Source organism: Yersinia canariae (assembly GCF_009831415.1).
GTDB classification, from domain to species: Bacteria; Pseudomonadota; Gammaproteobacteria; order Enterobacterales; family Enterobacteriaceae; genus Yersinia; species Yersinia canariae.
Map to the genome: position 1 here is coordinate 430,459 of NZ_CP043727.1, position 21,614 is coordinate 452,072.

Genomic DNA, 21,614 nt, shown 5'->3' on the forward strand with positions numbered 1-21,614 from the left:
GTAATATTATCACTCATCATCCGTATCTGTTCTCATTCCATTCACATAGTATCCATAACCACTATGGCCGTTACGTAATTCGCCAATGCCATTTTCTTCTCTTATGTTTTCTGTAGAGTCTCTGCTTTTTCCTGCTGTAAAAACAAAAAGAAAGATAGAAAACACCATTTTTACTGCTTCTACTAGCCCCTTTGCGATAACGGTCCAGATCTCATCCTGCTGATTTGATGCCTTGTTGGTCATAGCCCTTAACCTCCAGAATTTTGTCACCACTACATTACGGCAGATGCGATGTTGGGACAACCTGTTTGCTGCATGAAAGATGACTCACGGTGAGGCATGCCATGACGCATTTTGAGTCAACACAGGGAATGACGGAGTATGGAAATTATAAATTTCTCAATTTGAGTTAAAAATGGACTCATTTATTGATTTATTCGAAGGTGTGCGTGTTTTCAGACACTCATGTTTTCTCAATATGAGTCATATCAATACGCAATTAGAGACATTATATGCTCAACGTATCTTGTGATGATGGATCGACCTACGTAAAACTGGCCTGGCTGGAACAGGGCGAGATCAAGACACATCTGTCGGGTAACAGTTTCAAAGATGGCTGGAGCCCTGCCATCCTGGGGATGCGAAAAGTGTTCAACTACACCGTTGATGGGAAAAAGTATTCGCATGATTTGGGAAGCACTGCGGCAATCGGCACCACGCATGTTAGTTATCAATACAGCACCACAAACCTGCTTGCCATTCATCATGCCTTGCTGACATCGGGTTTACCGCCGCAGGAGATCGCACTGACGGTCACCCTGCCGGTGACAGAGTTTTTCGATGTGGATAACCAGCCGAATGAGGTGAATATAGAGGCGAAGAAAAATAATGTCTTGCGAAATATTTCGTTGAATAAAGGAGAAGTCTTTAAAATCAAGGAGGTGAAGGTCATGCCTGAGTCTTTGCCAGCGGCACTGGCTTCTATCATTGCTGATAAGGTTAAGCCACTTGAGCGTAGCCTTATTGTCGATTTAGGGGGAACGACGCTGGATTGCGGCATGATACAGGGGGCTTTCGAAAGTATTACCGAGGTCAAAGGGAATGCAGAGATTGGGACATCTCGGATTAACCGGGCAGTGATGGATGCATTAATGAATGCTTCTACCCCAAGTAGCTATTATGTGACGGGGGAAATTATCAGGAATCATTTGGATGAGGACTATTTACGAACCCTCATCAATGACGTTGACCAGATCAGTAATATCCAGGCGGTAATACAAATGGAATCCGCTTCCCTGGCTGATGGTGTGAGAAATGAAATTGAGTCCTTCAGCGGAATGCATCGTATATATCTGACCGGGGGAGGGGCGGAAATTATCTATCCATATATTAAGACATATTTTCCTCGCCATAAGGTGAGTAAAGTAGAAGAGCCACAATTCGCTCTGGTTAAGGCGATGGTCAGGGCTTAACTATGAATAATAAACGAAAGAAGATCGTTGCGTATTTACACCCGTCAATATATCTGCAAGATCAATTGGCGCAACACTATGTTGAAAGTTTGCCGACACAAGTTCGGGGTGATTTTTACCGGCAAGCCATTATTTTCGGCGCTGCGTTATCCTCTGTTGACCCTCGTTTGGTTAACTTGATTAGTGGTTTTTTTAATGGGGAGCTAACAGCCGAGAATGTGATTAAACTGATAGAGCAGGTGACGGGTTACCAATCAAAATCAACCGATGTTGATGTTATTCTGCCAGTGTCTTCAGGCATTGAGGGCTATATTAAACCGGCAGCTAAACTGGCGGAGAAAAAAGCGATTGGGAACCTGTCAATGTTGAAAAAATAAATTGAGTTATGCACATATCCACGGTCAGAAAAGCCAGTGAAGCCGGGGGCCACCTAGCACCCCGGCAAACGGGAGCGGTCTGTGAGCGGGACAAGCGAACAGACTCTGGCGGTGGGTATGTGCAAAACTCCGTCACTTCTGCTGCATATATCCCCGCCCTGTTTCTGTTGAAGATTTCTGGACTCTCCTCTATGATTCCCCTGTTCTATCGTTGTCGATGACAACAGCCAATGCTTCAGCGCAAGGAGTGCGCGGGTGATCTGAGAGAAGCGCCTTCGGGTGGTCACACAGCCAAAGTCATATGGAGAGAAGCGTGGTCTGAGACTGACGCTTTCGAGCGACCACAGCCAATGCGACCTAAACCTGAAAGGACGCGCTTTAGAGCGGTAACCCCCCTGAACCTTTGAGAGCGGGGATCGCAGTTCACTGCGATGAAGGTGCACTTATCCACTCACAGACAGTCAGTTTCATCACGACAACTGACGCCCCAGCGGGAAACTTCACTGCGGGGTAGTTTCTCTATTACCAGGAGAAACACCACGTCTACGCCCTTATCTTTTTGGACCAACGTCCAGCGATCCCGGCAACATTTGCGGCGTTCTGCTATGCCAATTGGAACATTTGGCATCTGCAGAAGCAGCATTTGGCGCGGGAGTTGCGCAGCGCGTCACTTGTGTAATTGCGAAGCATATACCAAGTGACGCGCAAAGCGCATAACTGACGAACCCAAGTAATACGGGCTTTACCAACGTCTTCTACGCTCTGACCGACACGTAGTACCCTGGCCGAACCCGGGGCTACGGAACGTCCAGCGCAGTAAAAGGCCATTTTTTAAACCATCGCGTCGTAAAAACGGGGTAACCCATGAAGACGCTTATCTATGAAATAAAGGAGAACAATCGACTCGGTAACGATGGCAACATCAGCGAATGCTGATGGATGGAGGTGACCTGGCAATAGTCAGGTACCGGCGCAAGCCGCAAGCAGCTCAGCGAGCTGTGGATACCTCACAAGAACTCAACATTTTGCCACCCCGATGCACAGTTATCAGTCGAGCCGCAGGAAGCGCAAAGCAAACCGTGTCGTCGGGGCCAGGATGTATCACCGTCATGCTGAACGTTGTTCAGACGTTTTGGCGTACATCAAAAATGCAGTTCGGTACGTCCTTCATCCTTCGAGACGAAGGCGGTAATGTCGTGCGTTTTTCAGGACGAAAGGAGTGGGGGATGTCGAGAGCCAATAAGCAGTTAAGTAAGCAATTGATCACATTGGCCCGAAAATCGGGCGGAAGTTTTAAAACTGTTTCAGATCGCGCCAGAATAGCGTCTCGTTTCGCAGAAAGTATGTTGAAATTAAATATTCAGATCCGCGACATCAGTAATATAAAAACCAATCATGTTGAGCTATATATAAAAAATCGCCAGTCTGAAAATATATCAAAACGGACGATGCAAAATGAAATGGCGGCTATTCGGGCGATGTTTTCTACTGCTGGCAGGACGAAACTCGCCGATCCAAATCATGAACGATTAAGTAATTCGGCACTCGGCTTATCTGGGGCCAGTCGTGACGGTTCTAAAATTGCTATTTCAGACGAGCGCTATCACGCAGCGCTCGCCCAGGTACGTGATAAAGACGAAGGTGTTGCCGCTGCAATGCAATTAGCCCGTTATTTAGGATTGAGAACAGAAGAGACGGTTCAATCCGCCAAGTCATTAAAGACCTGGCGGCAGGCATTAAATAAAGGGGATGAGCGTATACGGATTGTATTCGGCACCAAAGGTGGACGCCCGAGGGATACCACGGTTGTAGATCGCGAAACGGTTATTCGTGCAGTCAATGAGGCGATAAAATATGTTGATAAACACAATGGGAAATTAATAGATAAGCCTAATTTGCACTCTGCTATTGATCGATATAGAAATACGCTCAAAGAGGCCGGGTTAACGGGGAAGGAGTCTCCGCATAGTCTGCGCTATGCCTATTCCAGAGAAGCGACGGAATATCATATGAATAAAGGATTGAGCCGAAAAGAGGCGGAAGCAATGGTCTCAATGGATTTAGGGCATGGGGACGGGCGCGGGCATTATGTTGCCAGAGTTTATAATAGAGTGGGTGATGATGAATTTTGATTGGCAGTGATAATTGGAGTCGGGTGTCCCTAGGATAGTTGTATTTCTTGCAGGAATGGACTTGTCGAATACGTTTGAATTGTGTACGATTTTATATGCTAACCCGTTGTCTCTGACAACAGCCAATGTCCTGGTGATTTGAGAAGGACGCCTTCGGGCAATCACAAGCCAAAGCGACCACAACCTGAGAGGACGCGCTTTAGAGCGGTAACCCCCCTGAACCTTTGAAAGCGGGGATCGCAGTTCACTGCGATGAAGGTGCACTTATCCAACATGCCTTGATTGGCATCCTATCTGATTGACTCACCCTCAAGGGAACACGCTTCCCTCCTGGGGATAGGTGTTCCCTTATTTTTTGCGTAAGGAAACATCTATGGACTCACACAAAGACAAAGAACTGGCTTTTTTACCAGTATCTATCACGTTATCGGCCTGGGATCGCGCCGTAGACCGCTTCAGCATCGCTGAGTGGGAACGTCGGCAACTTGCGCTGATAAAAACAGCGCAGGATGCCTGGAGTAAGCGGGCAGTTCCTTCCGATACGGAAGTGACATTTTCGTTAACCCTGTTTGTTCGTCTGGGGGAGGAATCTGTCGAACTGACAGAGAGCTTCCTGGTGAAATATGACGATTACAAACTGATAATTACTTCAGCAAGCTAATGGCTCTTGTCTCTGCCGGGAAGCTTTTCCCCTGGCAGAGATTTTCATTCTCACTTTTACGGGAGCCGATCCCCGTAAAGGGATGACTCCCTGTCATATTTGATACGGAGTGACTTATGACAACCTTTGTTCTTGTCGCGGAATACCGGAATGCAACGGACCGACTGTTTACCCTGGCGAATGCCCATTTCTGCGCCTGTGTTGGGAATGATGAGCGGCATTCATGGCGGGGTAGTGCGCAACGTCATCTTGCAGAACTGGAAAATCTGAGCTGTAAGCGAGCGAGTGAGCGTGACCGGCGATGTTTTAGCCATGCCAGTCGTTTATTGCGTGAATGTATAGCGATGGTGAATGAGCACGGCGAGATGTTGTTACCCACTTCGGTGGTGAACCGTTAACTCGGAACATCATACATTTTACACGATCCATGATCTTCACCTGGTCAGGCTGAGCACTGCCCGACTGGGGTGGTGTATGCCGATTTTTCGGGAGTACCCCATGCAATATGAAACTCATGAGCAACATATCATTACCCAGGCTATCGGTTTGCTGGCGCGCGAGTTACAAGCCCGCACGGTAGTGATCACCGAACCAGATGCTGCACGCAACTATCTGCGCCTGCAATTGGAAAGACAGCAGCGTGAGGTGTTTATGGTGATGTACCTGGATACTCAGCACCGCCTGATCGCCAGTGAGACGGTATTTACCGGCACGTTGGCCTCGGTCACTGTTCATCCCAGGGAAATTGTCAAGCAGGCTCTGGCCTACAATGCTGGCGCGGTGATCCTGGCGCACAATCATCCCTCGGGCATGGCTGAACCCAGCCAAGCGGATCGGCTTATAACTGGCACCTTGATCACCGCACTGGCATTAATTGACGTGCGGGTACTTGATCATCTGGTGATTGGCCATGGAGAAGTCGTCTCGTTTGCCGAGCGTGGCTGGCTCAACGCGCCCCACTGATTTGCATCTTCGCCACTTCGGTGGTGAACGGCACAGAACCTTATTTTTACTCAATCCTTTGTGGGACGTGTCCCCCAAAGGGCAGGTTCCGCTCTTTTTTTGGAGAAAACCTGGAATGACACAGATGACAAAAACACCCGCCGTAACGGCGGAGAACACGGACTGGATGACCGGTTTCTACAAGCTGGTTTCGGTACTCGTCCAACAGGAGTTTTCCCAGGACAGTGCCACGCTCCATGTGGTCAGCTTTACTCAGATGTGCTACGCCTATGCCCGTAGGTTCAGTCAGGACTATGGCGAGGACTATGGCAGTGATTTCTGGCACTGGTATACCCAATCCGATGGCGGGTTCTTTGTCTGTCCGCAGACGGAGAAAACCTATCGGGTTGAGGTGCACTCAAACTATTACCGAGGTGAGATGAGTGCCCAGGCGTTGGGAATGACGGTGTCATTGTATGCCCTGTGCGTCCTGGCAGAATCGGGTCATGACTTTCTTATCGAGAGCTACCACCGACTGCGTGATTTTGCAGTGCGGCATCCTGAATGGGCTGCTATTGGCGGGGCGATTGACTGATGGCCGCTATCTTAACCGTGGCTGAAGCCATTCAGAAACTTCAACGACATGCGGATCAGGACGAAGTGATCCTGCTGGATCTGTGGTACGCCGAAGATGTTCAGTCTCAGGACGAGACGGCGACCCCTGGCGAAGCCATAGCAGCCCTTGAACAGGCTGTTCATGATTTCGATGCCAACACAGGGATCTGCTGGTTAACGCTTGAGGCCGCATTGGAGGTTGTTCGAACCCAGGGCCGATAAATCGTTGTTTTTATTTTACTTACCAATAGGGACTGACTTCCCTATCGGGGGTAAGTCCCATTTTTAATTATAAAGGAACTTACCATGATGACGACAAATCAGGCCAACGGCCCCTTTTCTCTCGATGACTTGTGCGAACTGGCAAACCTTGAAGGCGATTTGCGGGTGATTGCCGCGCATGAGCAATTGGATATTGGCACACAACCGGATGAAGACGGCTTTACCGATAATGTCTGGGAGATTGCCAATCTGGCACAAACGTTTGCTAGAAAATGTGGGTTGGATCCACTCCGTTATACCCATCCGTCCTGCAAAGTTTTGTTCGATGATGTCATTGCTCTGGGCAGAATGGTTTGCCCTGGAGCCTGGGACCACTTCTTTGAAGCGGGGCTAGAGGAATCAAGAGCAATTTTGGAGGGATGGTAATGCGTCGATGTTACTTCTTCACCCCTATCCAGACGGTTCCCCATGAGGCCTGGAGTGAGCTGTGCCGTGCAATAACCCGAGTGCATCATCGGGTTCGCAACGAGTCGGTTTTTTGCTGGCTGGGTAAACCCCTGACTGTCTATGACCACAGTGGAACGCAACCACTGAGGTATGACGACAGTATGGTGGGGCTGGGCGTTATCTCCTTTAACGGTGATTTTGGCGCAGGCCTGTCAGGTGACCCTCTTTGCCTGGTTCGGTTGTGTTCTTCCGAACGGCGGCAAAGTCAGTGCAATACCTTCCATCACCCTTACGATTTTCTGGTGATGGCGGTACTGCTGCTGGTCAGCCATTACTGCCCGACGTGCTACGCCCTTCATTCGACGGTCGGACGTACCGAGTGGCAACAGGTGACTGACTGGTTAAACACCCACTTACATCTGGCAGTGACGTTACCTCCAGGACTTCAACACACTGACGCTATTATCGGTTAATACGATTTTAGCACTGACAACCCTTGCGGGGATTTATTCCCGCAAGGGGGTAAGTCCCCGTTTTTTATGGAGAGGACTTACCATGACAACGAAACAAACCAGGAAAAAGGCAGCATCACGTCACCAGGATAAAGTGGACCTGTTCCAGGTCGTGACGGATAAAATCGTCGCGGCGCTGGAAAAGGGCACGTCTCCGTGGCGCAAACCGTGGCGTACTGTTGCCGGTGGCCGTTCGGTCAGCATGAGCGGGTTACCGGCCAACGCCATTACTGGGCGGGCCTACAGCGGTATCAATGTGTTGCTGCTGTGGATTGATGCAGCGGAGAAGGGGTTTACCTCACACCGCTGGCTGACGTTCAAACAGGCACTGGATGTGGGCGGTAACGTGCGTAAAGGCGAAAAATCCACACTGGTGACCCTGTTCAAGCCGTTTGAGAAAAAAGAGACGGACGAGCAAGGCAAGCCTCTTTTTGATGAACAGGGTAACGCCGTGGTCTCCAGGCGAAATTTCATGACCAGTTTTCACCTGTTCAACGTTGAGCAGTGTGATAATTTACCCGAGAAACTGCTGACGCCGGTGAGTGTGGCCGGTGACGCTGAGGAAACACCCGAGCGACATGATATTGAGCGTATCCAGCGGGCAGAACAGGTGGTTGTCTGCAGTGGCGTACCGGTGGTACACCGGCATCAGGATCAGGCGTTCTACAGCCCTGGAGCCGACCGTATCACGATGCCGGAAGCGGTGCAGTTCCATCGCCCGGCAGATTACTACAGTACGCTGTTGCATGAGCTGGTGCATTCTACCGGCCATGTCTCCCGATTGGCGCGAGAAGGCATCACGTCTTCTTCACGCCGGTTTGGGGACCCGGTGTACGCGTTCGAGGAACTTGTCGCGGAAATCGGTTCGGCATTCCTGTGCGCCGAAGTGGGTATCCAGGGTGATGTTCAGCATGAGAGCTATATTGCCTCATGGCTGAAGGCACTGAAAGAAGACAAAAAGGCCATCTTCCAGGCAAGCCGTTTTGCCCGTGAAGCCTTTGAATACCTTATTTTACGTGAACAAGCCCTGGCTGCCGCCTGAGCCGCTATTGGAGGAAGACACGATGGACACCACTGCAATTCGCGAATACCAAAAGATAGCGGCGTTCCTTCTGGAGAAACACTTTGGGCTGACGTTGAACGATACCAACTTTCATGATGACGATGTCGTTATGGGATTGGTTGGGCTCAACATTCCTGTTTATGAAGCGATCAACCACTTGGTAGAAAAATACCAATTGGACCGGATAGACCAGAACGACTGGTCTCCCCGAAGTCCGCTGTTAACCCCAAGCAACTTTATGGTTGCCGTATTGGAGCTTGTACCAGAGAAAGTCCAGCTTGTCCGTATCGATGAAACGGATGAGAAACTGATGCAGCACTGACTTTTCACCCAAGGTTAGCCAATAACCTGCCACTCCCCAGGGGAAACATTTCCCTTGGGGGATGTTTCCCCTTTTATTTCAGGAAACATCCCTATGGCAAATCCCAATCCGCATGTTGCGGAATTTATTTCATTATTTAACCAGACGGCCCGTTATCATCATCGTTATGAGGTTTTCCGGGATTTTGTACAGATGGCTGCGTGCGCAGTCCACAATCAGGTCGCATTTTCGCGGCAGCTTGAGGACGAGTACCTTAGCCTGGTCAAACAGTATGAACGTGAAGACGTCAATCGCATGGGAAAGTTGTTGGGTATTCTCCGGTGTGGCCTGGGCCTGCAGCAGCCGATTTACGATGATGTTCTCGGCAGGATATTCATGAACCTTGAACTGGGTGATGCAAGACGTGGGCAATTTTTCACGCCGTTTGATATTTCCCGGATGATGGCAAAGATGGTGGTTCATGACCTGGACAGTGAGTTGAAGCGAAAGCCGTTCCTGACCGTGGGTGAACCAGCCTGTGGTGCCGGTGGGATGATTATCGCGGTGGCCGAGCAGTTTAGCCAGGCGGGATACCCTCCACAGCGATGGATGTTTGCAAGCTGTGTTGATATTGATCCGGTCGCAACTGCGATGTGCTATCTGCAGTTGTCTTTGTTGCAGATCCCGGCAGAAATTATCACCGCCAACTCGCTAACGATGCAATGCTGTCGCGTTATGCGAACACCTGCTTACTATCTTCATGGCTGGTCGGTACGCTTGGATAGCAACGAAAAATCAGTAGCATGATCTTAAGTTCAACGCCCCGGTATCGGGGCGTTTTTTTAAAGATTACTCTTCGGTTTCATCGAGGATATGTAGAGTGTGAGAAAGGAGGCAACAGGGCTGCGGTTTAATACTGCCGTGGGGCGTTGATCTTACCGCTGAATATCAATACGGCGTTGTCTGTGCGCTTACGACAAATCGGCCAGAATTGCAGATAACAGCTATACTTTCTAGCGAACTAATTAACTTGAAAGGGTAGTAAAATGAATAAGAAAATGTTGTTCCTAACAGTGTTGTTAATGTCACCTATGGCGGTCTTCGCCGCCAACCAGACCATGCAAATGGGGGCGCATGGATCACTGTCTCCTGCATCTCAAGAGTTGATGGCTGGGATGAAGACTATGCATGATGACATGATGGCGGGAGTAATGTCATCGGATCCAGATGTAGCCTTTGCTAAAGGGATGATTGCTCATCATCAGGGTGCCATTAAAATGTCGGAAACACAGCTTAAATTTGGCAAAGATCCCGAAATGAGAAAGCTGGCAGAAGAAATTATAAAAGCCCAGCAACCAGAAATCGACCAGATGCAGGGGTGGCTAAAAAACCACGAAAAACAATAAAGTGGCTTTACGTCATCGCTGCAACCAGCCGTGGATTTCTCATAAAGAAGTGAGAAGGTGAAATTTGGTTGAGGAGGCGGAAGACCTCATTGCATTGTCCGCGTTTTTTGTTCTAAATCATAAGGTTTATCAATGGCAATAGAAAAATACATACCATAATCGGAATGGACCCAAAATGATGGCGGTGGTCGCTACAGGTAAACCCTACATCATATGGAAACGATACTGCTAAAAGGTGATGCAGTGGGTAACTGCATCACTAACAGGTGGTATCTGATGGCACAATGATATCTTTGTTGATGTTACCCATGAAATTTATCGGGTTACTCGGCGTAAATGTTAAGTCATTTCATTAAAATCAATGTTTTCTGAAAGATATCAAGAAGCCATGTAATTAACCCTGAAACTCAGGAGTTGAATATGCAACGTCGCGATTTTATTAAGTTAAGTGCGGCATTGGGTGCTGCCACTACGTTACCTTTGTGGAGTTCTCGTGTTTTTGCAGCGGACTATCCTGCTCTACCAATCCCTCCTTTGTTAGAACCTGATGCCCAAGGTCAGATCGCATTAACCATTCAATCAGGGAAAACCCTTTTCCGAGGGACAACCGCTACTACAACATGGGGTTATAACGGTGCACTACTGGGACCTGCTTTACGTTTAAAAAAAGATAGTGATATTACTTTGTTAATTAAAAATCAATTAGCAGAAGCCACAACAGTTCATCTGCATGGTTTGGAGGTTCCTGGAAGTGCTGATGGCGGACCACAAGCAATCATTGAACCGGGCAAGAGCAGGAAAACACAATTCAAGGTTGATCAACAAGCAGCAACCTGTTGGTTCCACCCACATCCTCATCATATTAGTGGGTACCATGTTGCCATGGGATTAGGCGGGCTTATCCTTATTGAGGACAAGGAAAGTAGTGCTTTAACCCTACCTAAAAATTGGGGGGTAGATGATATTCCAGTCATTTTACAAGACAAAAGGCTTAATAGTGAAGGGCAGGTTGATTACAAAATGGATGTGATGACCGCCGCTATTGGCTGGTTTGGCGATCTGATGCTGACAAATGGCGCTGTGTACCCTCAGCATGTTTCACCCCGAGGTTGGTTACGCCTACGTTTTCTTAACGGTTGTAATGCGCGTTCCTTAAGATTGGCCACCAGTGATAAACGTGCCATGTATGTGATTGCCAGCGATGGAGGCTACCTTTCTGAGCCGGTAAAAGTGACAGAGCTACCCATTTTAATGGGGGAAAGATTCGAAGTCTTGGTTGATACGTCTGATGGAAAACCTTTTGATATTAATACCTTACCCGTGCGCCAAATAGGGATGACATTAGCACCATTTGATGAAGCTTTACCGGTTTTACATATAGAAACCACGCTAAGGCCCGGAGAGAGAAAGCTTCCAGACAATTTGGTGACACTCCCTGCTATTCCTTCAACTGAGGGGATTACACAGCGTTCACTGCTGCTGTCCATGGATCCCCAAGTTGATATGCAAGGCATGCAAGCTTTAATGGATAGGTACGGTGAGAAAGCTATGGCTGGAATGAGTATGGAGGACCATGGAAAAATGAAAATGGATCCTGCAATGTCAATGCACGGCAACATGATGCAAGGTATGGATCATGGTGATGTGCCGACAGATGGCAAAATTGATTTGTTTAATGCCAACTTCATTAATGGTTTACCATTCAACATGATGAAACCGATGTTTGATGCAAAAAAAGGTCAATATGAGAAATGGACTATTTCGGGAGTGGGGGACATGATGCTACATCCTTTCCATATCCATGGTACTCAATTCAGGATCCTCTCTGAGAATGGGCAACCACCGGCGGCACATCGTCGTGGCTGGAAAGACACTGTTCATGTTGAAGGTGCAGTCAGTGAAGTCTTGGTGCAATTTAATCATCTGGCCCCTCCAGAAAAAGCCTTTATGGCACATTGCCATCTGTTAGAACATGAAGATACAGGAATGATGATGTCATTCACGGTTAGCGCATAATTTTACCCATGGCGCTCTCCATGGTGGAGCGCCATTAGTCTCGTATTACTGCATTTGACTAAAGCAATTATAAGGGTAATCGCCTGTAGCTCCGAAACATTTTAGGCAGCGTCGAAATGTCAGGGCGAAATTAGGCAAACGTGGCCAGTTTCGAGGGAGGCTAGAGACTATCCTTGCACTTCAATCAGACTTTAGCGAAAGTTTCCGCTTAGCACTATCACACCCCAGCCCATCATGATGACCATATGTGGTAAAATTTTCAAGGAAGGTTCGCAATTGGGAGCCAATTTGGTTGTGGCTGTTATCACCCAGACTAGCCTAGACTATGCAGCGGGATATCACGTTCAGTCGTCAACCTGATTCGTTCTGCCATCTTAAAAAAGGTAGAGATCATCAATAGTTATCATGTTTTTTTCAAAGGTTCTTCAATGGAGATGAATCACCAGAAACATATTCGTCATTTAATTGAACAATGGCGGCATGATCCTCAGGCCACTTATCACACATGGTTCTTATGGGATAAGCGCTTGAAGAATTTTCGGTCGATCCGGAACGGCATCAACGTTGTTGTGGATGAGATAGAACAGGGAACATTTGGGGTGGCATACCGCGGTTCATCTCTTGAGACTATAGTGCATTCAGTTGCTGAACAAAAACAAATATTCAAAGGGGCGGATCACGCATTTCTTTGGAAACCCAAACTTCGCATTCCTGATATCTATGAAAATCCGCATAATCAGAAAGCTTTCGGTCGTCTGCTTCAGGCGTGTTCGTGTTCCGGGCAGGCTGATGAGATTATCCGCCATATTCAGGCCATTGATAATGTGAAGATAAAGGGGCTTGGGCCCGCAGTCGCAAACCTCCTTTACTTCTTGCACCCTACCCATGTACCGCCTTTTAACACCGCGATAGTCAAAGGATTCAACGCACTTACCGGGGCCCGGGTCAAACTGGGAAGTTGGGCGCACTTTCTTGCAATGAGGGAAGGTGTTCTTACATTGAATGCCCGTTATCGTGATTTACTTTCTAACGATCTGGGTGCTATTGCTGGGCTTCTTTTTGATATTGGTTCAGGCCGTTACCCGGCCCCTCCTCTGGAAGATTCGAGTTCCGCTGTTGAAGACTGGAATACACATCTGCAGGAAGCCATTAATGCAAAAGAACTGAGCAAGGCGATGCGTCAGGAGGGCGAAAACGAACGGACACACAGCGAAATACAGGCATGGTTGCGAGATATCGGTAAAGGACTTGGGTATGATGTCTGGATTGCGTCTAATGACCGAGGACGTCAGCATGAGGGCATGCCTCTTGCCGAGGGGTGCCTTGAGTGCCTACCTGAATCGGTTAAAACTGCGAAGGGGGCCGAAGCAACAAAGCTAATTGATGTGCTCTGGTTTGATCCTGCAGGGGATAAGGTTATTGCAGCATTCGAAGTGGAGCATTCAACGTCAATTTATTCGGGCATTGTCCGTATGCTGGATTTGGCGTTGAACGGAAATGATTTCTCTGCCTCAACAGCTTTATTTCTGGTTGCTCCCGATGCACGCGAAAAAGATGTTAGAAATCAACTACAGCGCCCTGCCTTCAGTAGGATCACGGATTTAAACATTTCCTATCTGCCTTACAGTGAGCTTGAAAAGAACAGGGATGCCATCGTACGTTTTGGTTCGGGTCTGAAAGCTATTAAAGCGATATCTCATTCGCTTACGTTTTCGTCATAGTAAATCTGAGAAACAGGGCAACTGGCTATAAAAAAGTCCCCACTGGCGGGGGACGAAGTCAAAACAAAGCCCCTGCAGTTGGGGCAAATGCCATCATAAAGCGGCATTAACATGGGGACACACAGTTAGGGGCAGGATCAGTTAGTCTTAACTTGGCTACGATGTCTTTCGGCCTGTTGCTGATGAATTGCGGATGATTGCCCATTATTGGCTTTCTCATGGACGACGGCCGCTTTTTCATGCTCGTCCATTTCTGCGAATGTTTTTGATTTAGCTTTGTCATTCGGTGTCATATCGTCCATCATTTTCTTGTGCATTTCTGCCATATCCTGGTGCGCAGGTGCACTGCCATTTTTCATGGTTTCATGCGACATAGCAGCTTTGCCATGTTCATCCATATCCGCCATTTTCACACCAGAACCCTGCACGGCAGAACCCTGTGTGGTTGACATATTTTGGTGTGCCATCGCTTGGGCATTCTTGACCTGGTCATGGGCATTCACGGTTTCGGCGGCCCAGGCTGAGGAAAAAAAGGTCAAGGCAACAGCGGCAGCAATAATAATTTTCTTCATGGTGTAAACTCTCCAGTAATCAGCAGTAGGTGGTTCGCATTCCATTTATCCAACGTTGATTTATGGCGCGCTACCCTCAGTTTCTTTCTCAGTTCAGGTCTGAAGCGAAACATCATATTCCGCTGTTATCCTGATTTGCTGTTGAGTATAAACACTCGGTTCTGTTTAACGCGTGACGCGATGATGACATTTTTGTCACTCATCAAGGACACATTTCGTCCCTCTTGTTTTCTGGGGTTTTATTGTTTCTTCAGTTTACTTTGTCGAAATAAACAGACCCTGAATAATATTTCTCTTCCCTGCTGCTCCACTGATAAATCTCCGCCATGCGTATTGATTATGGAACGTGTTATCGACAGCCCAAGACCTGTGCCTTCCGTGTTGTGAACCCTTGAAGAGTCTGCTCTGTAAAAACGGTCAAACAACCGGTCAATATTCGCGGCGGAAATGCCTGAAGCAGTATTAATGAAGCTAATGATCGTCTGTTCTTCGTCCCCTTCAATCTTGACAGTAATATCCGACTTATCAGGTGAATATTTAATCGCATTCGACAGCAGATTGCTGAACGCCCGGCGAAGCATGTCTGGATCTGCTTGAGCTATTCCTGAGCCACTCAGGGTCATTTCTTTCTCAGTTTCCGTTGCCAGTGGTTCGAACAGCTCAATGAGGTCTTTTAGTTCCCTGGCTAGATCAACATTCTTTTTATCCAGTTGCAGAAGGCCATGTTCTGACCTGGCCAGAAAAAGCATGTCACTGCTCATCCGGGACAAACGTTTGAGTTCATCCAGATTAGAAAAAAGGATCTCGCGATAATGTTCTGCATCCCTTTCTTTCGCAAGTGCAAACTGAGTCTGCATCATCAGATTACTGACAGGTGTACGCAGTTCGTGAGCAATGTCAGAAGAAAAGTCTGACAATCGTCGGAATGACCCCTCTAACCTGTCCAGCATGTTGTTAAATTCTCGCATTGTTCCGGCTATTTCAGACGGTGCAGAATCAGGATCCAGGCGCTGATCAAGATTATTAATGGTGATCCCGGATGCCAGACGTGTCATTTCCCTCAGCGGTTTCAGACCAAGCCGTGTGGTAAGCCAGCCAAGGAAAACTGAAATAAATAGCAACCCAAAATTAAACCAGAACAGCCAGTTTCCCAGCTTATCCATAAACTGGGAGTGAAAACCGGTATCCGTGGCGACGGTAATGATGAAATGCTTATCTTGCCCAGTAGACTGAGGTAGGCTAACACGCTGAGAAATACTCCGGTATATCGTCCCGTTCTCTCTATTTTGCAGCATATTATTCAGAGTGCCCCCTGAATTATTTAACAGATTTTCTGGAATTGGGGTATTCTTCGAATATGCATCAATAATCTTTTCATTATCTGAATTTCTTATTGAAATAAACAAGCCTGCATGACCAATCATTGCGTCATTAATTTTATCATAAAGAGGGTTTATATTGTCGTGAGAGCTAATAGTTTCGGATTTCAATAACTCTTCAGTGAGTTGTAATTTTCCGAGAATAAATTCCTTATCTTGGTTATCAAAGTAACTATTAAGTGCAGTAATCAGCAAAAAACTTGATAACCACCATACCGAAAGCATGAAAATGGAAAAAACAAGGCTCAATCGTGTTGTTAGGGAGAACTTTTTTTTCACTCTTCTTTTATCTCCAAGACATAACCAGTACCCCGTACGGTATGTATTAATTTAGGTTCAAAATCATCATCAATTTTGCTTCGCAAACGACGCACTGCGACATCTATCACGTTCGTGTCACTGTCGAAATTCATGTTCCATACCAGCGACGATATCAGGCTCCGGGGGAGGACCTCTCCCGTTCTCTGTAATAATAATTCCAGCAGAATATATTCTTTTGACGTCAGATGAATTCGTTTTCCAGAGCGCATTACTGTCCGGCGTACCATATCCACCGTCAAGTCAGCCAGACTGCATACTGTCGGGCCAAGGGCACGAGTTCTGCGCAGCAGTGTTCGTACCCGGGCGACCAGTTCCGCAAAATCAAAGGGTTTGATCAGATAATCATCCGCGCCCAGTTCCAGTCCCTTCACTTTATCCTGGACATTATCTTTCGCAGTGAGAAACAAAACGGGTTCTTCATGGCCGGATTGACGCATCTCGTCGATGATTTGCCAACCATTTAGGCTCGGCAGCATGACGTCCAGAATAATCAACTCATAGTGGCCTTTCAGTAAGGCATTCAAACCTTCACGGCCATCGTGAAAGAGATCCACCTGATAGCCGACCTCTTCCAGTCCCTGCTGCAGGTAACTGCCTGTTTTTATTTCATCTTCCACAATGAGGATATGCTGCATTATGTACTTGTTCTCCAAGCTGTTTCTTTATTCGCCCATGGAGGAAGGAGACAACATTCCCAGCCAGGCCACCGCTGCAAGGATAATTATGGCAATAAAGAATTCTGTCAGAATACTTCGACGCATTAAAGAGATACTTTTACTGTATTCTCCCATACTGACAGTTCGTTCCAATCGTGGGCCAAGGTGAAACCTGTTTGCTGCTGCCAGCAACAGCATTAGGCCAAAGAGCCCGGTTTTCGCAAGCAGCAATAGCCCCCAAGAGCTGTTTACAAGGACGGAAAGAACGCCTTCGGTAATATACACATAGTTGACTGCGGCACTGAGGCTCAATGCCACGACAATAATCGTCCCTGCTGTAGCAAATCCGGCCAGCGACTCCGAGACAACCTCAACAAACAGCTTGTTATGGTTACCTTTACGTAGCAACAGTATGGCAAAGGCTGCCAGAGCTCCTACCCATGTCCCTGCGGCGACAAGATGAACAAGATCGCTGAATAAATGAAGGTAGTAGTGTATGCCGTCGTGCATTACCGCATGCCCTCCCCACGCGAGTGTAGCCAAGGCTACTGTGCCCGCCAGGGTGGTTATCCAGCGTGAAACCTGCTGGTTACGCTCATACAGTAAAATACCTGAGAGCGCGATAAAAAGTGCAATCAGGCGAATAACCCAACTGACACCCACTTCTGTTTCCTCAATAACCATTTCTATAATATGTATTGATAACTCTCTGAAGTCCGTCACACCACTCATGGCATTTGAGACGAGAAGCATATTGAAAAATGTCAGCACAATACCTGAAATGACCGCAAAGAATATGAACGACCTGAAATGAATGACTGATCCTGTTTCACGTCGTGTTTTATTTATTCCGTATATCTCGAAAAAAGGCAGCCCAAAAATAAGCATCAAATCGAGATACAGGAAAAATCGAACTATAATCATTATTTGGTCGTTCATATCGATTACTTCACAGAGAAGGAGTAGTTTCCGGTAATAGGATGGGTATCGGAGGATACCGCACGCCAATCAACACGGTATGTTCCTGCCGGTAACGGTTCACGAGGGGTGACAACCATGGATTTAGGGTTGCTACCCGGTGATACTTTGGCAGCCATGGACATAGGTGAATGAGAGGCCATGCCTTTCATTCCTGTCATGGTTAATTTTGCTCCCGAAAATTTAGTGGCCAGATTTTCTGTAAAATTCAGTTCGATTTTTGTAGGTGATGAAACCGTGGCATTCGCCTGTGGTTCGGAACTTTTTAATTCAGGATGTGCCATTGCAGAAAAAACAAGACCAACAGTTAACCCTGAAGCCAGTACAGCCTGATGAAATAAACGCATACACTTTCCCCTTAAATGATTCAGTTAATTAAAACCACACTCTGACACCTGCCAGAAAGACAAACTCGCTGTCCTTCTCGCCGTCATTTTTTGCAAAATCTGATGAATTTCCATAACGCTGATCCCATGAAACACCGATGTAGGGTGCAAATTCACGGCGAACCTCATAACGCAATCTGAGGCCGAGTTCGGTATCGGACAGTCCACTGCCTGTTCCTCGTGATTCATCATTCTGACTGTAGAAGTTGACCTCGTAAGAGGGTTGGAGAATAAGTCGGTTGGTGAATAAAATATCGTACTCTCCCCCCAGGCGAAGGGCTGCTTTACCGCCGCTCCCCACGAAGGCAGTGATCTCCGATTCAAAGTTATAGAGGGCCAGTCCCTGGAAGCCTATTGCGCCCCATGTCTGTGGTGATGAGGGGCGAAAATCCTGCCGGATCCCCGCGACCAGATCCCACCAAGGACCGATGGCATGCCCCCATAATAACTGGGCTTCTGCACTTTCTGTTTTACCGCTGACGCGTTTACCTTCACTTTTAATCCATAGCCGATCGATATCTCCGCCAACCCAACTGTTGACACTCCAACTGAAAATATTGTCGGTATTGCTTCTTTGCCATTCCAACTGGTCAAGCAGAATGAAATAATTGATGCCGCTGTCATGAACTTTGTGTCCCTGAAGATCGTTGAATGCGGCTTTCCTGTCCTCATCTGTAATGGGGCGGATAGGTGTGCGACTCTCCGTTATCACCGGCTCCATGGCGGTCATACCCATGTCTTCTGTATCGGTCGGTTGCTGCATGGCGGACATATCATGACCCGCATGAGAGGAGACTGAAGTATGCTGCCCTGCATATGCTAGGGGAGAGAACAACATCCCAACCATGAGGTGTTTAAAATTCCACGTATTCACATTCATTCTCCTCATTCATCAACCCGAACTTCACGAAACATTCCCATTTCCATGTGATAAAGAAGATGGCAGTGATAAGCCCAACGACCCAGTGCGTCAGCCGTGACCCTGTAGCTGCGTTTAGTGCCTGGTGGCATATCAATCGTGTGTTTACGGACTAAAAAATTACCGTTTTCATCTTCAAGATCGCTCCACATGCCGTGCAGATGGATTGGGTGAGTCATCATGGTGTCGTTGACAAGGACGATCCTGATGCGTTCGCCGTATTTAAGCATTAGAGGCCCTGCATCGGAGAACTTGATGCCGTTAAATGACCAGGCAAATTTTTCCATATGGCCTGTCAGATGAAGTTCTATGGTTCGTGTGGGCTCCCGGCCATCGGGATCTTCAAACGTACTTTTAAGATCGGAATAGGTGAGCACTTTACGGCCATTGTTTCTGAGCCCGAGACCCGGATCGTTCAGCTTGGGAGACACACTCATAGCCTGCATATCGACGAGAGGATTATTATCCTCAGACGCCGGGTGGCTCTGCATGCCTGGCATACCCGCCATCTGGGAATGGTCCATTCCGGCCATGTTACTGTGGTCCATCGGTGACGACGATGACTCTGGCTGCGCCATATCAGCACCATCCATGCTCATCATCTGATCACCCCCCGCCATTCCTGCCATCTGGCTATGATCCATCCCTCCCATCCCCATGTCATCCATGGTTAAAACGGGCCGGGGATCCAGAGGGGGTATGCGTGCACTGAGCCCTTCACGTATAGCGAGTGTTCCACGGGCGTAACCCGTGCGATCCATGGACTGCGCAAAAATGGTGCAGGCATCTTCGGTTGGCTCGACGATGACATCGTACGTTTCAGCAACAGCAATTCTGAACTCGTCAACGCTGACGGGTTCTACATACTGGCCGTCCGCAGCGACAATGGTCATCTTCAGGCCCGGAATGCGCACGTCAAAATAGGTCATTGCGGAGCCATTAATAAATCTGAGGCGAATTTTCTCTCCTCGCGTGAACAGCCCCGTCCAGTTATTCAGGGGGGTTTGCCCATTCATCAGATAGGTGTAGGTATACCCACTGACGTCAGCCAGGTCCGTTGGGTTCATTTTCATCTGCGCCCACATTTTGCGATCGGCAATCGTGGCAGAGAGCCCTTTGGTGTTGACATCCTTGAAAAAGGAACCCACCGTGGGTTTATTGAAGTTGTAATAATCAGACTGCTTTTTGAGCTTGCTCAGCAGGCGTTGAGGGTTTTCATCCGTCCAGTCGGTCAGCATGACAACATGCTCACGGTCATACTGAAACGGTTCTGGCTCACGGGCATCAATGATGATGGCACCATAAACGCCTTCCTGTTCTTGCAAACCTGAATGACTGTGGTACCAGTAAGTGCCGTTTTGATTGACCTGGAAGGTATAGACATAGGTCTCGTCTGGCTCGATACCCGCAAAACTGAGTCCTGGTACGCCATCCATGTTGGCGGGCAGAATAATGCCGTGCCAGTGAATGGACGTGTGCTCATCCAGTTTGTTCTTGACCCTGAGAGTGACTTTGTCACCTTCCCTCCACCGCAATGTTGGCCCGGGCAGGCCACCATTAATGGTTTTGGCCTGCCGGTTGCTTCCCGTGATGTTGACCGGGGTTTCACTGATCGTCAGATCAAAACGGGTGCCCCGTAGTGTCTGTGGCAGAGGAAGGTTTAGGTTTGATCGTGCATTAAAACTCCACACGCCGAGGCTGCTGGTAACTCCGGTGACAGTGAGTCCTTTGATGAAAGTGCGTCGTGAAGTTTTTAACTGCATTAACTTTCTCCTTTTGAGAGTGATACGAGCAATTCGTGAGCTGCCCTCTGTATTTTGAAAACTGAAAATGAAGCTAACATAAAAAAAACAACATAATCATTACAATCGCGTAATGTTGAAGGGTTTAATTATCTTCATTACATTTACGTCATTTTTCGCACAGTCTTTATAAATGAAGTATTATTTTAATTACACCCTGATTACTAATATAAATAATGAAGGAAAAGTCTCATGAATAGAATAATTCTTATTACCGTGCTTTCTACACTTTCCATAGGTACTTCTTTTGCTAATACCAGTGAACAGGCATTAAATGCTCATAAGTTCGTTAATAACGCGTCTGCGGTTTCACATGTTAATGCCTCAGTTCATAAAGAGGATTCAGTAAGTGTAAATAAAAGTAGGGCAAAGTCATTTTCTGAAATGAATGAACATGAGCGAGCTATCGTTGCACATTCATTTATGAATAACAGTAACTCATATGCCCACCAGAAAATAATTGAGTCTCATAAGAAAATGTTAGCGCAGGAAGAAAATAAACCAGATCCGGTTTCCTATTCTGATTTAAATGCAGCCGATCGGGCTGCACTTGTGCATGAACAAGTCAATAATGCTGCTGCCCCGGCTCATCAGATGCAGGCAGAAAAAATTCGGGCTGCTTATGCAGAATGAATTGCCTCTCTAGCTTTACGTGCTGATTTTCGATGAGGTGTTAATGCGTATTTCTTCTGAATTTACCTGGTGTCTTCAGCG

At 47.5% G+C, this 21,614-nt stretch carries 25 protein-coding genes; 17 read left to right on the plus strand and 8 right to left on the minus strand.

Annotated features, from left to right (window positions below):
* Positions 1-9 precede the first annotated feature (9 nt).
* Complete coding sequence (locus F0T03_RS02025) at positions 10-243, minus strand: DUF3742 family protein (RefSeq protein ID WP_050073144.1); 234 nt, start codon at positions 241-243, stop codon at positions 10-12.
* Between the two features lie 269 nt (positions 244-512).
* Here F0T03_RS02025 and parM point away from each other — a divergent pair, with 269 nt between their 5' ends.
* From parM to F0T03_RS02105, 16 genes are all read left to right on the plus strand, one after another.
* The gene (gene parM, locus F0T03_RS02030) at positions 513-1,472 is read left to right on the plus strand and encodes a plasmid segregation protein ParM domain-containing protein (protein ID WP_050073140.1); all 960 of its coding nucleotides are present in this window, start codon (positions 513-515) and stop codon (positions 1,470-1,472) included.
* A 2-nt stretch (positions 1,473-1,474) separates the two neighbouring features.
* Complete coding sequence (locus tag F0T03_RS02035; protein ID WP_050073137.1) at positions 1,475-1,849, plus strand: plasmid partitioning/stability family protein; 375 nt, start codon at positions 1,475-1,477, stop codon at positions 1,847-1,849.
* A 1,226-nt stretch (positions 1,850-3,075) separates the two neighbouring features.
* Positions 3,076-3,981: an integrase domain-containing protein gene (locus F0T03_RS02040; RefSeq protein WP_050073136.1), complete on the plus strand. Its 906-nt coding sequence runs from the start codon at positions 3,076-3,078 to the stop codon at positions 3,979-3,981.
* A gap of 373 nt (positions 3,982-4,354) precedes the next feature.
* On the plus strand, positions 4,355-4,642 hold the full coding sequence (locus F0T03_RS02045) for a hypothetical protein (RefSeq protein WP_050073133.1): 288 nt from the start codon (positions 4,355-4,357) through the stop codon (positions 4,640-4,642).
* 116 nt (positions 4,643-4,758) lie between these two features.
* Positions 4,759-5,040 (plus strand): hypothetical protein, encoded by a 282-nt coding sequence (locus F0T03_RS02050; RefSeq protein WP_050073130.1) that lies wholly within the window; start codon positions 4,759-4,761, stop codon positions 5,038-5,040.
* Between the two features lie 100 nt (positions 5,041-5,140).
* A complete protein-coding gene (gene radC / locus F0T03_RS02055; RefSeq protein WP_050073127.1) occupies positions 5,141-5,605 on the plus strand; it encodes a RadC family protein in 465 nt (154 codons plus the stop codon).
* Positions 5,553-6,179 carry an antirestriction protein gene (locus F0T03_RS02060; RefSeq protein ID WP_080991588.1) on the plus strand — a complete coding sequence of 209 codons (627 nt, stop codon included), beginning with the start codon at positions 5,553-5,555 and terminating at the stop codon, positions 6,177-6,179. Before radC ends, F0T03_RS02060 begins: the two co-directional genes overlap by 53 nt.
* Positions 6,179-6,421 (plus strand): hypothetical protein, encoded by a 243-nt coding sequence (locus F0T03_RS02065; RefSeq protein WP_050073123.1) that lies wholly within the window; start codon positions 6,179-6,181, stop codon positions 6,419-6,421. The genes F0T03_RS02060 and F0T03_RS02065 overlap by 1 nt, the downstream gene beginning before the upstream one ends.
* 84 nt (positions 6,422-6,505) lie before the next feature.
* Positions 6,506-6,847, plus strand: coding sequence for a hypothetical protein (locus F0T03_RS02070; protein WP_050073121.1), 342 nt, complete (start codon positions 6,506-6,508; stop codon positions 6,845-6,847).
* On the plus strand, positions 6,847-7,341 hold the full coding sequence (locus tag F0T03_RS02075) for a hypothetical protein (RefSeq protein ID WP_050073117.1): 495 nt from the start codon (positions 6,847-6,849) through the stop codon (positions 7,339-7,341). The genes F0T03_RS02070 and F0T03_RS02075 overlap by 1 nt, the downstream gene beginning before the upstream one ends.
* Positions 7,342-7,423: 82 nt before the next feature.
* Positions 7,424-8,422, plus strand: a complete 999-nt coding sequence (locus tag F0T03_RS02080; protein WP_050073115.1) for an ArdC family protein — start codon at positions 7,424-7,426, stop codon at positions 8,420-8,422.
* Between the two features lie 22 nt (positions 8,423-8,444).
* Positions 8,445-8,765, plus strand: a complete 321-nt coding sequence (locus tag F0T03_RS02085; protein WP_050073114.1) for a TA system toxin CbtA family protein — start codon at positions 8,445-8,447, stop codon at positions 8,763-8,765.
* Positions 8,766-8,858: 93 nt separating this feature from the next.
* Positions 8,859-9,551 (plus strand): N-6 DNA methylase, encoded by a 693-nt coding sequence (locus tag F0T03_RS02090; protein ID WP_050073111.1) that lies wholly within the window; start codon positions 8,859-8,861, stop codon positions 9,549-9,551.
* 239 nt (positions 9,552-9,790) lie between these two features.
* Complete coding sequence (gene copM, locus F0T03_RS02095) at positions 9,791-10,150, plus strand: CopM family metallochaperone (RefSeq protein WP_050073109.1); 360 nt, start codon at positions 9,791-9,793, stop codon at positions 10,148-10,150.
* Positions 10,151-10,570: 420 nt separating this feature from the next.
* Complete coding sequence (gene cueO, locus F0T03_RS02100) at positions 10,571-12,166, plus strand: multicopper oxidase CueO (RefSeq protein ID WP_050875482.1); 1,596 nt, start codon at positions 10,571-10,573, stop codon at positions 12,164-12,166.
* Between the two features lie 428 nt (positions 12,167-12,594).
* Positions 12,595-13,887 carry a type II restriction endonuclease gene (locus F0T03_RS02105; RefSeq protein WP_203226674.1) on the plus strand — a complete coding sequence of 431 codons (1,293 nt, stop codon included), beginning with the start codon at positions 12,595-12,597 and terminating at the stop codon, positions 13,885-13,887.
* 137 nt (positions 13,888-14,024) lie between these two features.
* Here the strand turns inward: F0T03_RS02105 and F0T03_RS02110 are convergent, their stop codons facing one another.
* The 7 genes from F0T03_RS02110 to F0T03_RS02140 all read right to left on the minus strand — a co-directional run bounded on the left by F0T03_RS02110 (position 14,025) and on the right by F0T03_RS02140 (position 20,861).
* Positions 14,025-14,459, minus strand: a complete 435-nt coding sequence (locus tag F0T03_RS02110; protein ID WP_050073105.1) for a hypothetical protein — start codon at positions 14,457-14,459, stop codon at positions 14,025-14,027.
* Between the two features lie 239 nt (positions 14,460-14,698).
* Entirely contained in the window at positions 14,699-16,117 is a 1,419-nt protein-coding gene (locus tag F0T03_RS02115) for a heavy metal sensor histidine kinase (protein WP_050073104.1), read from the minus strand.
* On the minus strand, positions 16,114-16,794 hold the full coding sequence (locus F0T03_RS02120; RefSeq protein ID WP_050073102.1) for a heavy metal response regulator transcription factor: 681 nt from the start codon (positions 16,792-16,794) through the stop codon (positions 16,114-16,116). The genes F0T03_RS02115 and F0T03_RS02120 overlap by 4 nt, the downstream gene beginning before the upstream one ends.
* Before the next feature lie 27 nt (positions 16,795-16,821).
* Positions 16,822-17,754 carry a copper homeostasis membrane protein CopD gene (gene copD / locus F0T03_RS02125; protein WP_050073101.1) on the minus strand — a complete coding sequence of 311 codons (933 nt, stop codon included), beginning with the start codon at positions 17,752-17,754 and terminating at the stop codon, positions 16,822-16,824.
* A 5-nt stretch (positions 17,755-17,759) separates the two neighbouring features.
* Complete coding sequence (gene copC / locus F0T03_RS02130; protein WP_046051774.1) at positions 17,760-18,140, minus strand: copper homeostasis periplasmic binding protein CopC; 381 nt, start codon at positions 18,138-18,140, stop codon at positions 17,760-17,762.
* Between the two features lie 28 nt (positions 18,141-18,168).
* Positions 18,169-19,068 carry a copper resistance protein B gene (locus F0T03_RS02135; RefSeq protein WP_050073100.1) on the minus strand — a complete coding sequence of 300 codons (900 nt, stop codon included), beginning with the start codon at positions 19,066-19,068 and terminating at the stop codon, positions 18,169-18,171.
* Entirely contained in the window at positions 19,065-20,861 is a 1,797-nt protein-coding gene (locus F0T03_RS02140; RefSeq protein ID WP_050073099.1) for a copper resistance system multicopper oxidase, read from the minus strand. Before F0T03_RS02140 ends, F0T03_RS02135 begins: the two co-directional genes overlap by 4 nt.
* A gap of 231 nt (positions 20,862-21,092) precedes the next feature.
* On the opposite strand from F0T03_RS02140, the gene F0T03_RS02145 reads away from it, so the two are divergent.
* Complete coding sequence (locus F0T03_RS02145; protein WP_050073097.1) at positions 21,093-21,533, plus strand: hypothetical protein; 441 nt, start codon at positions 21,093-21,095, stop codon at positions 21,531-21,533.
* Positions 21,534-21,614 lie beyond the last annotated feature (81 nt).

Excerpts from the sequence above, each read along its gene's own strand:
- copD (WP_050073101.1), bottom strand. The coding sequence starts at position 17,754 with ATGAACGACCAAATAATGATTATAGTTCGATTTTTCCTGTATCTCGAT.
- F0T03_RS02145 (WP_050073097.1), top strand. The coding sequence starts at position 21,093 with ATGAATAGAATAATTCTTATTACCGTGCTTTCTACACTTTCCATAGGT.
- copC (WP_046051774.1), bottom strand. The coding sequence starts at position 18,140 with ATGCGTTTATTTCATCAGGCTGTACTGGCTTCAGGGTTAACTGTTGGT.
- radC (WP_050073127.1), top strand. The coding sequence starts at position 5,141 with ATGCAATATGAAACTCATGAGCAACATATCATTACCCAGGCTATCGGT.
- F0T03_RS02025 (WP_050073144.1), bottom strand. The coding sequence starts at position 243 with ATGACCAACAAGGCATCAAATCAGCAGGATGAGATCTGGACCGTTATC.
- parM (WP_050073140.1), top strand. The coding sequence starts at position 513 with ATGCTCAACGTATCTTGTGATGATGGATCGACCTACGTAAAACTGGCC.
- F0T03_RS02045 (WP_050073133.1), top strand. The coding sequence starts at position 4,355 with ATGGACTCACACAAAGACAAAGAACTGGCTTTTTTACCAGTATCTATC.
- F0T03_RS02090 (WP_050073111.1), top strand. The coding sequence starts at position 8,859 with ATGGCAAATCCCAATCCGCATGTTGCGGAATTTATTTCATTATTTAAC.
- cueO (WP_050875482.1), top strand. The coding sequence starts at position 10,571 with ATGCAACGTCGCGATTTTATTAAGTTAAGTGCGGCATTGGGTGCTGCC.
- F0T03_RS02050 (WP_050073130.1), top strand. The coding sequence starts at position 4,759 with ATGACAACCTTTGTTCTTGTCGCGGAATACCGGAATGCAACGGACCGA.
- F0T03_RS02110 (WP_050073105.1), bottom strand. The coding sequence starts at position 14,459 with ATGAAGAAAATTATTATTGCTGCCGCTGTTGCCTTGACCTTTTTTTCC.
- F0T03_RS02060 (WP_080991588.1), top strand. The coding sequence starts at position 5,553 with ATGGAGAAGTCGTCTCGTTTGCCGAGCGTGGCTGGCTCAACGCGCCCC.
- F0T03_RS02040 (WP_050073136.1), top strand. The coding sequence starts at position 3,076 with ATGTCGAGAGCCAATAAGCAGTTAAGTAAGCAATTGATCACATTGGCC.
- F0T03_RS02085 (WP_050073114.1), top strand. The coding sequence starts at position 8,445 with ATGGACACCACTGCAATTCGCGAATACCAAAAGATAGCGGCGTTCCTT.
- F0T03_RS02105 (WP_203226674.1), top strand. The coding sequence starts at position 12,595 with ATGGAGATGAATCACCAGAAACATATTCGTCATTTAATTGAACAATGG.
- F0T03_RS02135 (WP_050073100.1), bottom strand. The coding sequence starts at position 19,068 with ATGAGGAGAATGAATGTGAATACGTGGAATTTTAAACACCTCATGGTT.
- F0T03_RS02070 (WP_050073121.1), top strand. The coding sequence starts at position 6,506 with ATGATGACGACAAATCAGGCCAACGGCCCCTTTTCTCTCGATGACTTG.
- F0T03_RS02080 (WP_050073115.1), top strand. The coding sequence starts at position 7,424 with ATGACAACGAAACAAACCAGGAAAAAGGCAGCATCACGTCACCAGGAT.
- F0T03_RS02035 (WP_050073137.1), top strand. The coding sequence starts at position 1,475 with ATGAATAATAAACGAAAGAAGATCGTTGCGTATTTACACCCGTCAATA.
- F0T03_RS02140 (WP_050073099.1), bottom strand. The coding sequence starts at position 20,861 with ATGCAGTTAAAAACTTCACGACGCACTTTCATCAAAGGACTCACTGTC.
- F0T03_RS02075 (WP_050073117.1), top strand. The coding sequence starts at position 6,847 with ATGCGTCGATGTTACTTCTTCACCCCTATCCAGACGGTTCCCCATGAG.
- F0T03_RS02065 (WP_050073123.1), top strand. The coding sequence starts at position 6,179 with ATGGCCGCTATCTTAACCGTGGCTGAAGCCATTCAGAAACTTCAACGA.
- F0T03_RS02120 (WP_050073102.1), bottom strand. The coding sequence starts at position 16,794 with ATGCAGCATATCCTCATTGTGGAAGATGAAATAAAAACAGGCAGTTAC.
- copM (WP_050073109.1), top strand. The coding sequence starts at position 9,791 with ATGAATAAGAAAATGTTGTTCCTAACAGTGTTGTTAATGTCACCTATG.